We start from the raw sequence: 12,650 nt of genomic DNA, 5'->3' as shown, positions 1-12,650 counted from the left end.
GGTTCCGATCAGAAATTCGGTATGGATTGATAAATGGTGAAGGTCCGGGAGCCACGCTGAATCTGGATTTTCAGCTCACCACCGCTTTGCATGACCTGGTTCAGCAGCGCCTGGTCCTGGGCGATGTTGCCCACCGGGTTATCGTTGACCGCGGTCACGATGTCACCCGGCCGCAGACCGGCCATTTGCAGCTGACGCGCGCGCCGGGTGACCCGGTAGCCTTCGCCGGTTGGCTCCAGGCCGACTTCGTTGAGCAGCCCTTCCGGGTCCGAATTGGCGCGCTGTTGTATATAGGAGGCGACTTGCTCCATCTGGGCGCGCATGTCGGCGCCGCTGTTCACTTCTTCCTGGGCCTGGTCGAAAGTCTCTTCGAAGTTTTCTTCCACCCGGGCGGTCGTGTCCTCCTCGGCCCGCTGCAACATGGCCGACGATTCGGTACGCTCATAGCGCAACGTTTCCATCTGACCGTTGCGGCTCAGGATGACGCGGTCGCCATAGACGGCGGCCAGTTCGGCCTGGCCGAACACATCGTCACCCACGCCGAACGCTTTCGACTGGCCGTTGCGCTGCGCGATGATGGCGAAGCCCTTGCCCTCGCCGGCTTGTGCCAGGACGGCTTGCAGGGTCAAACGCAACTGGGTCTCCGGCGCCTCGACCGGGCGCTGCTCTTCCTGCTCGGTTTCTTCCGGCTGGAATTCGCCGAACAGCTCGCGGGACGCCAATTGCCGGCCCAACTGTTCCAGATTGGTGCCACCGCCGCCGTTCGCATTCGCGGCCGGACGGATGGTGGGTGCCGACACCTCGGGAACGGGTTCAAGCCAAAGCCAGGTAAAGCGGGCGGCGAGCACCGCGCTGAAAATGACCAGCAGAACAACCAGGACTTTCTGGAGCATCAGCCAATAACGACGGGACTGGTTAAGCCATTCCATTTAAAACACCTTCTGGGACATCTCAACCAGCGTCTGGCGGCCGCCAGGTACCGGAATATTCATACGTTCCGCCAGGCTGCGCTGAACGGCGATGCGGGCATTGCCGTCGCGCGCCACGGAGGCGTCGATCAGGGGGGTATCGTCCAGAGCGCGGATATCGAGGCGCCAGCCTTCGTCGCCACTGGTGATGTCCCCTTGCATTTGCGGAACCTCGAAGGTGCGGTTGGAACGCCCCATCTGAACATCGAGCGGGCCACCGGACCAGGTCAGGTCGCCATCGGCGTCGCCCAGAGACGGGCCCCAGCCGACGGAGGCGGAGACGTCGGAAGCCACCAGACGCCCCTTGATGCTCGCGTTATAGGCACTGGCGAAACGCTGGAACACCGGCTCGTCGATGTAGCCGGATACGCCATTCAGGGCCAGGCCGGTCGGCTTGACCTGTACCTGACCGGACATTTCAAGGTGCGGATTGGACAGGCGAACGTCCACCGGCAAACGACCGGTGAACAACCCCAGCGGGCGGGTATCCCACTCGAGTTGCAGCGATTCGTTGGTGCGTAGGTTCAATTGGCCACTTCCCTGCCAGAGGTTGCCGTGCGTGTCGTCCAACTGAATGCCTTGAGCGCGCAACAGCGGATCAGCGTATTGCTGAACCCAACTGAGCGGTGTCAGGGCAACCAGAGCCACGAGGTACGCCAGGACGAAGAGTACCAGTAATCTAATATTTATTTTCATGGAGTGATGATGTTGCTGAACTTCCCTGCGGATTATCGGGAGGCCAGTGTATAGAAGGCCGGTTAGGGCGACAAACGTTTTACGTCGCGCTGACAGAGGGGGTTACACACTAAAAAGCCCGGCAAAACGCCGGGCTTTTCGAGGTTTGGAACAGGGTTCCGGGCTGCTTACATCATGCCGCCCATGCCACCCATTCCGCCCATGCCGCCCATGTCCGGAGCGGCACCGCCTTTATCGTCGTCCGGCAGGTCGGTGACCATGGCTTCGGTGGTGATCATCAGCGCCGCGACAGAGGCCGCCGCCTGCAGAGCAGAGCGGGATACCTTGGTCGGGTCGATGATGCCCATTTCCATCATGTCGCCGTATTCGCCGTTGGCTGCGTTGTAACCGAAGTTGCCGCTGCCGGCCTTCACTTCGTTCAGCACAACAGACGGCTCACCACCGGCGTTGCGAACGATCTGACGCAGCGGGGATTCCATGGCGCGCAGGGCCAGGGCGATACCTGTGTTCTGGTCTTCGTTGTCGCCGCGCAGTTCGCCCAGGTTGGACAGGGCGCGAACGAAGGCAACACCGCCGCCCGGCACCACGCCTTCTTCGACGGCCGCACGGGTAGCGTGCAGGGCGTCGTCGACACGGGCCTTCTTCTCTTTCATTTCCACTTCGGTAGCAGCACCGACCTTGATCACTGCAACACCGCCGGCCAGCTTGGCAACGCGCTCCTGCAGTTTTTCCTTGTCGTAATCGGAAGTGGACTGCTCGATCTCGGCGCGAATCTGCTCAACACGGGCCTTGATGTCTTCGTCGGAACCGGCGCCACTGACCACGGTGGTGTTTTCCTTGGTCGAAGTGACTTTCTTGGCGCTGCCCAGGTGTTCCAGGGTGGCGGTTTCCAGGCTCAGACCGACTTCTTCAGAGATGACGGTACCACCGGTCAGGATGGCCAGGTCCTGCAACATGGCCTTACGGCGATCGCCGAAGCCAGGCGCCTTGGCGGCGGAGACCTTGACGGTGCCGCGCATGTTGTTGACGACCAGAGTGGCCAGGGCTTCGCCTTCGATGTCTTCTGCGATGATCTGCAGCGGACGGCCGGCCTTGGAGACGGATTCCAGTACCGGAATCAGGTCACGGATGTTGCTGATTTTCTTGTCGACCAACAGGATGTACGGGTTTTCCTGCTCGGCGGTCATGGTCTCCTGATTAGTGATGAAGTAAGGAGACAGGTAGCCGCGGTCGAACTGCATGCCTTCGACGACTTCGAGTTCGTCGCTGAAGCCGCTGCCTTCTTCAACGGTGATGACACCGTCTTTGCCGACTTTTTCCATGGCATCGGAAATCAGTTTGCCGATGGTGGCGTCGGAGTTGGCGGAAATGGTGCCAACCTGGGCAATGGCTTTGTAGTCTTCACAGGGGATGGACAGCTTGGCCAGTTCGGCGACAACGGCTTCGGCGGCCTTGTCGATACCGCGCTTGAGGTCCATCGGGTTCATGCCGGCGGCGACGGACTTCAGGCCTTCGTTGACAAACGCCTGGGCCAGTACGGTGGCGGTGGTGGTACCGTCACCGGCTTCGTCGTTGGCCTTGGAAGCGACTTCCTTGACCATCTGGGCGCCCATGTTCTCGAACTTGTCTTCCAGTTCGATTTCCTTGGCGACCGATACGCCGTCTTTGGTGACGACCGGAGAGCCGAAGGATTTGTCCAGAACAACGTTCCGGCCTTTGGGACCCAGGGTTACTTTAACCGCGTCGGCCAGCAGGTTAACGCCCTTCTGCATTTTCTGGCGGGCGGAATCACCGAATTTTACGTCTTTTGCAGCCATGTTGTATTACCTTCCTAAAATTCGAGTTACGACAGGGGTTGTTATTCGATTACGCCGAAGATGTCGCTTTCGGTCATGATGAGCAGTTCCTCACCTTCGATTTTAACGGTGCTGCCCGCGTACTGACCGAAGACCACGGTGTCGCCAACCTTCACATCCAGTGGTTTGGTGTCGCCGTTGTCAAGGATGCGGCCGTTGCCCACTGCCAGGACTTCACCCTGGGAGGGTTTTTCTTTGGCAGAACCCGGCAGCACGATACCACCAGCGGTCTTTTCCTCTTGTTCCTTGCGGCGTACCACTACGCGATCATGCAAAGGACGAATTTTCATGGATCCAATCTCCTAAATCACATGTTGGGAGGTTTTTGTTAGCAGGGCGTTTCCGTCCAGAACCGCCCGGAATGTCGATGCCCCCCAGTAATGGGGCCATGCAAAAATCATTTCAACACCCCGGATTCGAAAAAATTTTCGGTTTGACAAACCCGGGTCCGCGCTTGCTGCCGGTGGGGCTCAGCCGGGGTCGCCGTATACCCGTCCATGGGGGCTTGACCTCGGCATCCATGCCTCGCACATCCCCGGCTAAGCCCCACCGGCATCAACCGCTCGTATCAGCGGCAGGGTCTCCTCCATGCTCCGTTCAAGCCCAGATCTCGCGGATCGGGGTGCCGGGCGAGAACCGGTCCGCGATCTGGGCGATCAGCAGCTCGGCGCTGGCCTGGGCGTCGGTCAGGGCGTGGTGCGGCGGATAGTAGGGCAGACCGTAGCGCTCGCGGCTGTCGGCGAGCCGGATGGAGACGGGATCACGCCCGAAGAGTTTGGCCAGCGCCCCGCGACGGCGTTTGCGGTGGAGGCGGGCTTCGAGCTCCATGGTGTCGACGACGGGGAATTCGATGCTCTCCCTGAGGCGGACGCGCACGGCGACGTCGAGGAATTGCCGCTCGATGGACCGGTGGTGGACGACAACGATGCGACCGGCCAGGGACTGCAGGAGGTCGTCGAGCACCTCGTCGAGGTCGGGGGCGCTGCGGATGTCGGAGTGGGTGATGCGGTGAAAGGTGATGGAGCGCTGGTGCAGGGGCAGCCTGGGTTTGACGATCCAGTGCTTCGAGCCGCGTACGCGGATGCGGTTGAGGTCGAACGGTACGAGGCCGATGCTGACGATGGAGTGCCGATTCGGGTTCAGCCCCGTGGTTTCGAAATCGAGTGCGACGAAAGGAACGTCGCTCAACGGGGTATCCGGGGTGACACTGCCGGCCTGGTAGAAACGGCGCAGGCGCTCGTCCCGCGCCTGCGCGGCCAGTTCCTGGAAGCGTTCGGACCAGTCGGGCACGCAGTCGGCGGGGTGCGGTTCGCGGTTCAGATAGAACACGGCATCACACCCGATTGACCTGGTAACGCATTTTCAGAAATTTCTGGGCGTTACTGAGGATCTGGAAGGCGTCTTTGAGCGTGCGCCGTTCGAGCGACGACAGGTGTTCGGGTTCGACGTTGTTGTCGGGGTCGCGTCCGGCTTCGATATCCAGCGCCTGGTGGCGGGCGCGGACGATGGCCATGAATTCGAGCGCGTCGCGCAGTTCGTCGCCGTTGGTGTGGCCGAGCACACGGGCATCGGCGATGGCGTCGAGCCGGTCGAAGGAGTTTTGCGCGGTGGACCCGCAGGCCAGCGCGTGCACGCGAATGACGTCGGCCAACGGCGCGGTGCCCCGACGTTTCAGATTGATGGAATTGTTGTGCTTGCCGTCGTTTTCCATAACGAACGTGCGGAAAAAACCGAGCGGCGGCGTCCGGTTCAGGGCGTTGCGGGCCAGGCAGGCCAGGAACATCTGGCTGCGCCGGGCACGCCGGGCGACAAGGTCCTTGAGGATCTCGGCGAAGTCGGTCTCGCCGTAAATGCCGTCCAGGTCGAAGAAGATCGAGCTGTTGAGCAGCGCCTGCGGGTCGGGCTTTTCGATCCAGTCGGTGAAGTATTGCTTCCAGACCTGCAACGGCTGCCGCCAGGTGGGGTTGGTGCCCATGATGCCACCCTTGCAGTAGTCGTAGCCGCAGGCGGCCAGACCGTCACTGACGTAGGTGGCGAGCTTCATGAAGTAATCGTCGTGTTGTTCCGGGTCGAAAGCGTCGTCGAGCACCAGGGCGTTGTCCTGATCGGTAACCACGAACTGCTCGTCGCGCGCCATCGAGCCCAACGCCAGGAAGCAATAGGGTACCGGCGGTGGACCGAGCTCGGCTTCGGCCAGCTCCAGCAGTCGCTGGGTGATGCTGCGGCCAATGCCGGCGATGGCACTGCCGATCATGTGGGAATTGGCATCCTCGTTGACCATGCGCACGAAAGTGGCGCGAATGTCCGGCGTCAGGGCGCCCAGTTCCGCCTGGTTTTGCTTGTGGTGAATGTCGTTGACCAGATAGATGCTGCTCTGGGATTCGTATCGAATGATGTCCGACAGCGCGATCACACCGATGGGCCGGTCGCGGTGCAGTACCGGCAGGTGGTGGATGTTGTAGCGCAGCATCATCAGCATCGCCTCGAACACGAAGTCGTCGGCGCCGACGGTGATCAGGTCGGACGACATGATGTCCGCGATCGGTGTGTCGTAGGCGAGCCCCTCGGCCAATGCCCGGGTACGCAGATCCCGGTCGGTGATGATGCCGACCATTCTGGGGTGGGCTTCACCGCCCTCACCCACCTGGTCCTCGGTAATAATGAGGGAAGAGACGCCTTCGTCGGTCATGTGCCGGGCGACATCCTGGAGCGAGGTCTTGCTCGGCAGCGCGACCGGCTCGCGGGTGATGAGCTTGCGCACCCGGGACGACAGCAGGTCGTTCTCGCTTTGGCGCTGGGTTATGGCTTTGCGCAGGCCATACTGGTCTTCAATCTCGACGAAATCGGCGAATTCATCCTCATTTTCCCACAGGACGTCGAACAGCTCCTGGTTGATGAAATAAATGAGGGTGTCTTCAAGCGCCTTGGCCGGGAAACGGGCCTTGCGGCTCATGAGCAGACCCAATTGCCCGAAAATCTCGCCTTCCGACAGTCGATTGTACAGTTCGCCATTGCGGCGATAGATCTCGACGGCCCCGCTGCGGATGTAATAGAGGTCTTTGATGTCCTGTCCGAATTCCAGAATCACGCTGCCGGCCTTGAAATAGCCGACCTCGACCTGGGAGGCGATGTCGTTCAACCGCTCCTCGGACAACCCATCGAAGGGCGGGAATCGCCGCATATGTTCACGAATTTCCAGGTGTTCGACTTCCATTGACGCCCTCTAATTGGCCGGTTTACGGGTCTGTGACGGGAGGCATTGCCTGAGGCACCCGCCGAGGCTTATACTGCCACGGTGGCAATGAATGCCGATGATATCAATCCGGTACTCCGAATCAGGGTGACATCCAGCCCCGGTGAGTGTGACAAGAGTACCCAACGCCAGGGAAACGGACCATGACCAACACCTCGAACGCCCCTCAGTCAACGTCCATTCTAATCGTGGACGACACCAAATTCAGCAGCGCCCTCATTCAGCGTATGCTTCAGTCGGCCGGTTTTCGCGATATCCGCATCGCCGACAACGCCATTGACGCCCTGGATGCGCTGAAGCAACGCCCCGCCGAATTGCTGCTGGCGGACTGGCTGATGCCCGGCATGGACGGCCTGGAACTGACCCAACTGGTGCGCGAACTCAACCGGCGCCAGAATCACTTCACCTACGTCATGCTGCTGACCGCCAAAGAAGATGACGCCGCCATGCAACAGGCGTTCGCCCAGGGCGTGGACGATTTCATCGGCAAAACCCAACTGAAGACCCAGTTGCAGGCCCGGGTACACGCCGGTCAGCGCCTGTCCCGCCTGCACAATTCCCTGTTGGAGCGCGAACGTCAACTCAAGGAGCAGTTCCGTGTCGTAACCCGGATGAATCGGCTGGATGCGGCGACGGGATTGGGCAATGCCCAGTTCATTCGCCAACAGTTGGAACGCGGCCTGCTGCAAATGAAAGGGCGGGCCGGCCATCTGGGCCTGGTACTGTGCCGGCTGGACAACCTCGCCGAACTGGAACAACGCTACGGCCGGGCGCTGAAAAAGGAGATTATCCGCCAGGCCAGCCAGCGCCTGAAGGAACACTCCCGCCCGCTGGACGACATCGCCCGCCTGGGTGAGAACACCCTGGGGCTGCTGTTTTACGGCCCTGGCGACAGCGTCGCCTCCCAGGCCCTGATCCGGCGGCTCGACCAGGCGATTTTCACCAAGGCCTACTCGACCTCGGCCGGCTTCGTGACCCTGTCCGGCTGCATCCAGCTGGATCTGGTCGATTCCCGCCAGGCGCTGCCGGATACGGCCGACTGGATGCTGGAACAGGCGATGTTGCGGTTGAACGATATACCGGCGGACCAGCGGCAGGCTTTACACCTGTGGCGCGGGAATCGCAGCGCCTAACGGGGGTATACCAGAACCCGCACCGGCTGCCGGGTTGACCCAGTCGGGGTCGCCGTGAATCCATCCATGGAGGCTTGACGACAGCCATCCATGGCTGTCGACATCCCCGCCTGGGTCAACCCGGCGGCCGGCGCTAGCCATCGGTGCTGCCGTCAAGCCCCCATGGACGGGTTGAGTGGGCGACATCCCGCACGGCCCTATCCAGGATGAATCACTCTGCCTCCAGCGTTACCATGGGATGACATTGCAACACCGGAATCACCTGTGACCACAGTCCTGATCATTGGCCCAGGTGCCATCGGCGGACTTTTCGCCTGGCACCTGCAACATGTCTCCACCCCGATGGCCTTCCGCCACCGTCCGGACCTTACCCTGCCCGACACCCTGGTCGACCAGGGTCAACCTCACACTCTGAACTGGCGATTCCCGCCCGAAGGAACGGACTTCGCCAGCATCGACCTGGTACTGGTCACCTGCAAGGCCACCCAGGTCGAAATGGCCGTCACACCCTTGCTGCCCATGCTGCCCGACGTCAGCTGGCTGGTCTGCTGCAATGGACTCGGGCCGCAACAATGGCTGGCGAACCAGGCACCGGGGCGGGTACTGTGGGGTTCGACCACCGAGGGCGCCCTGATCGACGACAGCGGTCGCATCGTCCACACCGGCCAGGGGGAAACCTGGATCGGCCCGGCCGAAGGCGACGCTTTGAGCGAACGTACCCGAACCCTCGGCCACTGGCTGTGTGACCAGGCCGGACCGCTGGTCTGGCAATGGGACAATTCCCCGGCAGACCAGCTCTGGCTCAAGCTGGCCATCAACGCCGTCATCAACCCGATCACCGCCGTCGAACGACTGCCCAACGGCGCCCTGGCCGAAGAAGACTGGGCCTTTGAGGTCGATGCGCTCAGTGACGAGATCCGGGCCATCGCCCGAGCCTGCGACCACCCGCTGCCGGACGATCTGGCCGAGCGCATTCGCGCGGTCGCCCGCGCCACCGCCGGTAACCACTCTTCGATGCGTGTGGACGTCGAAGCCGGCCGACCGACCGAAATCGAGTTCATCAACGGCTTTCTGATTCGAATGGCCTTTGAGGCGGACATAAAAGCGCCTAAACTGACTCGCTGGTATGAGGCAGTCCTTAAGGCCCGTTCATGAGATACGCCACACCCACCCTGCTCGGCCGCATACTCTGGTGGCTGCTCGGCACGACGGTGATCACCATCGTCAGCATCGGCTTTCTGTTTTTCTCGGGCGAACACCTGCACCCTTTGGTGGTGATGTGTCTAATTGTGGTGATCGCCCTGCTCTGTTCGGCCATCCTGCTGCAGATCTTCCGACGGCACTTCCTCAACCCGCTGAACCAGCTGATGCTGGTCTCGCACCAGGTCACCACCACACACGACACCAAACTGCGCGCCCATCGCCAGCATCAGGATGAACTGGGCAAGGTGGTGGACACCTTCAATGCCATGCTCGACCAGATGGAACGACGCGAGGCGGACCTCAAAGCGGAACGCGACAAAGCGACCCAGGCGCACCGCGAATCCGAAGCCATGGCTGAAGAGGCCCGCGAAACCATGCGCCGGCTGACGTTCGAGGTGCAGGTACGCCAGAAGGTCGAGAACAAACTGACCGAGTTCCAGAACTACCTGAACTCCATCATCAACTCCATGCCCTCGGCCCTGATCGCCGTCGACGAACACCTCTCGGTCACCCAATGGAACACGGAAGCGACGCGCATCAGCGGCAGCGGCAACGACCAAGCCGTCGGCTTTCCCCTGCACGACGCCTTTCCCTTCCTCGGCCAGCACCGCGACCTGATCATCAAGGCCCTGTCCGAACAATCTGTCAAAACCCGCCATAACCTGGAACTGGATGTCGAAGGCAGTCCAATGCGGGTCGAACTGGTGGTTTACCCGCTGCAACACACCGAAACCCGGGGAGCGGTCATCCGGCTCGACGACGTGACCGAACAATACCGGCTCGAAGAGGTCATGGTGCAAACCGAAAAGATGATGTCCGTCGGCGGCCTGGCCGCCGGCATGGCGCATGAAATCAACAACCCGCTCGGCGCCATCGTGCAGAACGCGCAAAACGTCCAGCGCCGGCTCGACCCGCACCTGAACCGAAACCAGAAAGACGCCAACGACATCGGCCTCGACCTGGATCTGATGCAGCAATACCTGATATCCCGGGAAGTCCCGAACTTTCTGACCAACATCACCGAGTCCGGCCTGCGGGCATCGCGCATCGTCAGTAACATGCTGCAATTCAGCCGCAACAGCGACCTCTGGCTGCAGTCCTATCCCATCGGGCAATTGATCGAACAAGCGATCAACATCGCGCTGAACGACTACAACCTCAAAGCGGGCTTCACCGAACACAATCTCTTCGTCGACCAGGACTTCCGTGCCCCGTCCACACCCGTGCCCTGCGTCATGACCGAACTGGAGCAAGTCCTGCTGAACCTGATGAAAAACGCCGCCCAGGCCATCCGGGAACGGTTTGAATCGCTGAACGACATCGACGAAGGCATCATCCAAATCCGGCAGTACGTCGACGACAACCAATGCGTCATTGAAGTGGGCGACAACGGCTCCGGCATGGACGAAGCCACCCGCAAACGCATCTTCGAGCCCTTCTTCACCACCAAGGACGTCGGCGTCGGCACCGGCCTGGGCCTGTCCGTCAGTTTCTTTATCATCACCAACCACCACCACGGACAAATGAGCGTCTCATCCGAACTGGGGGAAGGCACCTGCTTCAAAATTCGACTGCCGTTGACCGTGGCGGACGAGGAAGCGCCCTCGGAAGTGGCTTAGCCCCTCCCTACCGTAGGGCAGAAGAGGCCAAAGGCCGTAATCTGCCATTGCCAACTGTGCCTGTGGGCTGGACCGTGTCACGGTATCCTTCCAACGGCAGATATCGGCTAGGCCTCTTCTGCCCTACGAAACTGTGCCAACATACGGTGGGTAACTAAATCCAGAGCATCAAGAGAGCGAAAGATGGGACATCGACTATCGAAGATTTACACCCGAACCGGCGACAAGGGCGAAACCGGGCTCGGCATGCAGGGCCGCATCGGCAAGGACAGCCTGCGCATCGCCGCCATCGGCGACATCGACGAACTGAACTCGATCATCGGCTGGCTGATGATCGCAGTGGCCGACGAAGCCTCCGACCAGGCCATGCTGAGCCAGATCCAGCACGACCTGTTCGACCTCGGCGGCGAACTGGCCATGCCCGGCTACGAACTGCTCGAAGAAGCCCTGGTCTCGGACCTTGAAACCCACATCGACCGATTGAACGAAGCCCTGCCACCGCTGAAAAACTTCATCCTGCCCGGCGGCAACGAAGCCGCGGCACGGTGCCACATGGCACGCAGCGTCTGCCGGCGCGCCGAGCGGACCATGGTCTCGTTCAACAACGCCGAGCCGAAGGGGCACGTCCTGGCGCAACAATACCTGAACCGCCTGTCGGACCTGTTGTTTGTCTATGCCCGGCACCTGGCCCGAAAAGACGGGCAGCAGGAAGTGCTTTGGCAGAGTCGGCATAAGAAAGAAGGCTGATTCTACGGGAGCCATGGTCCGCGTGCGCCTTGTGTGAGCGGTTGTACTGGTGCCACCGTTAGTGTCGCGCACGGCGTGCGCTCCTACAGGTTGTGCATGCCCGGCAACAGGTCCGAATAGATAGCCAACAGGGAGTAAGTCGAAATAAGAAAGAAGGCTGAATTTCTGATGGTCTGTGATATAGAAGCCGCAGGAGCGAGCGACTGATGCCAGGGGTCCCCATTTGGGGGAATCTGAGGCATGGATGCCGAAGTTTAGCCCCCATGGAAGGGTTTACGGCGACCCCAAATGGGAACCCCTGGCAGCAGGCGCGGATTCCCGGGAATTTTTCCACCCAAAACTCCGTCACATTTTCGAAGCCACCGACTAAACCTGAGGCCATGCCCGCCGATACGATGGGTAACATCATTCAGTTACGAGCTGAGACCCCATGGCCGCTATCATTTTGGGCAAGAACCTCCTGTCCGAGGACGAACTGATCGAATTCGCGTTCAGTCCCGACAACCGTACCGACCGCAACCTCGTCGAGCTGCGCCAGCAGGCCGGCGACGCCGCCATGCTCTCCTCCCTGATGCTCATCCGCATGATGAAAGCCGACCGCTTCTACATCGAAGGCAAACCGAACGAGGGGTGAATCCGCCCCGCCAACTTGACGAAAATAACCAAGTACCCTACTCCTACCCTATCGCCGGTCCAGTAGCTCCGTAGCGCGCTGACGTGGTAAATTAGCGCGCGCACAGAGGGAGCCTCTGAACAGAACAATCATCGAACAAGGGTTGAACCATGAGCACTATCCCTGCGGATCTGAAATACAACACCTCTCACGAATGGGTACGTGAAGAAGGTGAAGACATCGTCACCATCGGAATTTCCGACTACGCCCAGGAACAACTGGGCGACGTCGTCTTCGTCGAACTGCCCGAGGAAGGGGCCAATATCGTCGCCGGCGACGCCGTCGCCGTGGTCGAATCGGTCAAGGCCGCCTCGGACGTCTATTGTCCGGTCACCGGAACCGTCGTGGCCGTTAACGAAACACTGGAAGACGCACCCGAGCAGGTCAACGAAGACCCCTACGAAGACGGCTGGTTCTTCAAGGTCAAGCTGAACGACGCCGGTGAATTGAAGGACCTGATGGACGCCGAATCCTACCAGGACCAGTGCGCCGAAGACTGATG

The 12,650-nt window shown here is 60.8% G+C and carries 12 protein-coding genes; 6 read left to right on the top strand and 6 right to left on the bottom strand.

Going from position 1 to position 12,650, the window contains the following annotated elements; all coding sequences use genetic code 11:
* Window positions 1-8: 8 nt before the first annotated feature.
* The 6 genes from IE111_RS14635 to IE111_RS14610 all read right to left on the bottom strand — a co-directional run bounded on the left by IE111_RS14635 (window position 9) and on the right by IE111_RS14610 (window position 6,734).
* Window positions 9-929, bottom strand: coding sequence for a type II secretion system protein N (locus IE111_RS14635; protein ID WP_189610048.1), 921 nt, complete (start codon window positions 927-929; stop codon window positions 9-11).
* A complete protein-coding gene (gene gspN / locus IE111_RS14630; protein WP_189610046.1) occupies window positions 930-1,664 on the bottom strand; it encodes a type II secretion system protein N in 735 nt (244 codons plus the stop codon).
* A gap of 167 nt (window positions 1,665-1,831) precedes the next feature.
* Window positions 1,832-3,481, bottom strand: a complete 1,650-nt coding sequence (groL, locus tag IE111_RS14625) for a chaperonin GroEL (RefSeq protein WP_189610044.1) — start codon at window positions 3,479-3,481, stop codon at window positions 1,832-1,834.
* Window positions 3,482-3,522: 41 nt separating this feature from the next.
* Window positions 3,523-3,810 (bottom strand): co-chaperone GroES, encoded by a 288-nt coding sequence (gene groES, locus IE111_RS14620; RefSeq protein WP_189610042.1) that lies wholly within the window; start codon window positions 3,808-3,810, stop codon window positions 3,523-3,525.
* Window positions 3,811-4,117: 307 nt separating this feature from the next.
* On the bottom strand, window positions 4,118-4,849 hold the full coding sequence (locus tag IE111_RS14615; RefSeq protein ID WP_189610040.1) for a 3'-5' exonuclease: 732 nt from the start codon (window positions 4,847-4,849) through the stop codon (window positions 4,118-4,120).
* 4 nt (window positions 4,850-4,853) lie between these two features.
* Window positions 4,854-6,734, bottom strand: coding sequence for a DUF294 nucleotidyltransferase-like domain-containing protein (locus tag IE111_RS14610; RefSeq protein ID WP_189610038.1), 1,881 nt, complete (start codon window positions 6,732-6,734; stop codon window positions 4,854-4,856).
* Window positions 6,735-6,916: 182 nt separating this feature from the next.
* Between IE111_RS14610 and IE111_RS14605 the strand changes: the two genes are divergently transcribed.
* The 6 genes from IE111_RS14605 (at window position 6,917) to gcvH (ending at window position 12,648) form a co-directional block, all read left to right on the top strand.
* Window positions 6,917-7,906 (top strand): GGDEF domain-containing response regulator, encoded by a 990-nt coding sequence (locus tag IE111_RS14605; protein WP_189610035.1) that lies wholly within the window; start codon window positions 6,917-6,919, stop codon window positions 7,904-7,906.
* A 264-nt stretch (window positions 7,907-8,170) separates the two neighbouring features.
* A complete protein-coding gene (locus IE111_RS14600) occupies window positions 8,171-9,061 on the top strand; it encodes a ketopantoate reductase family protein (protein ID WP_189610033.1) in 891 nt (296 codons plus the stop codon).
* A complete protein-coding gene (locus tag IE111_RS14595) occupies window positions 9,058-10,728 on the top strand; it encodes an ATP-binding protein (RefSeq protein WP_189610031.1) in 1,671 nt (556 codons plus the stop codon). Before IE111_RS14600 ends, IE111_RS14595 begins: the two co-directional genes overlap by 4 nt.
* Before the next feature lie 183 nt (window positions 10,729-10,911).
* Window positions 10,912-11,475, top strand: coding sequence for a cob(I)yrinic acid a,c-diamide adenosyltransferase (locus IE111_RS14590; protein WP_189610029.1), 564 nt, complete (start codon window positions 10,912-10,914; stop codon window positions 11,473-11,475).
* A 430-nt stretch (window positions 11,476-11,905) separates the two neighbouring features.
* A complete protein-coding gene (locus tag IE111_RS14585; RefSeq protein ID WP_189610027.1) occupies window positions 11,906-12,109 on the top strand; it encodes a hypothetical protein in 204 nt (67 codons plus the stop codon).
* Window positions 12,110-12,258: 149 nt separating this feature from the next.
* Complete coding sequence (gene gcvH / locus IE111_RS14580) at window positions 12,259-12,648, top strand: glycine cleavage system protein GcvH (RefSeq protein ID WP_189610025.1); 390 nt, start codon at window positions 12,259-12,261, stop codon at window positions 12,646-12,648.
* The last annotated feature ends 2 nt before the right edge of the window (window positions 12,649-12,650 follow it).

Source organism: Saccharospirillum salsuginis (genome assembly GCF_014651855.1).
GTDB lineage: Bacteria > Pseudomonadota > Gammaproteobacteria > Pseudomonadales > Natronospirillaceae > Saccharospirillum > Saccharospirillum salsuginis.
The sequence above is the reverse complement of the archived record's forward strand: the minus strand, read 5'-3'. Positions and strand labels throughout refer to the sequence as shown.

Coding starts and splice junctions, on each gene's coding strand:
- IE111_RS14635 (WP_189610048.1), bottom strand. CDS start 929: ATGGAATGGCTTAACCAGTCCCGTCGTTATTGGCTGATGCTCCAGAAA.
- gspN (WP_189610046.1), bottom strand. CDS start 1,664: ATGAAAATAAATATTAGATTACTGGTACTCTTCGTCCTGGCGTACCTC.
- groL (WP_189610044.1), bottom strand. CDS start 3,481: ATGGCTGCAAAAGACGTAAAATTCGGTGATTCCGCCCGCCAGAAAATG.
- groES (WP_189610042.1), bottom strand. CDS start 3,810: ATGAAAATTCGTCCTTTGCATGATCGCGTAGTGGTACGCCGCAAGGAA.
- IE111_RS14610 (WP_189610038.1), bottom strand. CDS start 6,734: ATGGAAGTCGAACACCTGGAAATTCGTGAACATATGCGGCGATTCCCG.
- IE111_RS14605 (WP_189610035.1), top strand. CDS start 6,917: ATGACCAACACCTCGAACGCCCCTCAGTCAACGTCCATTCTAATCGTG.
- IE111_RS14595 (WP_189610031.1), top strand. CDS start 9,058: ATGAGATACGCCACACCCACCCTGCTCGGCCGCATACTCTGGTGGCTG.
- IE111_RS14590 (WP_189610029.1), top strand. CDS start 10,912: ATGGGACATCGACTATCGAAGATTTACACCCGAACCGGCGACAAGGGC.
- IE111_RS14585 (WP_189610027.1), top strand. CDS start 11,906: ATGGCCGCTATCATTTTGGGCAAGAACCTCCTGTCCGAGGACGAACTG.
- gcvH (WP_189610025.1), top strand. CDS start 12,259: ATGAGCACTATCCCTGCGGATCTGAAATACAACACCTCTCACGAATGG.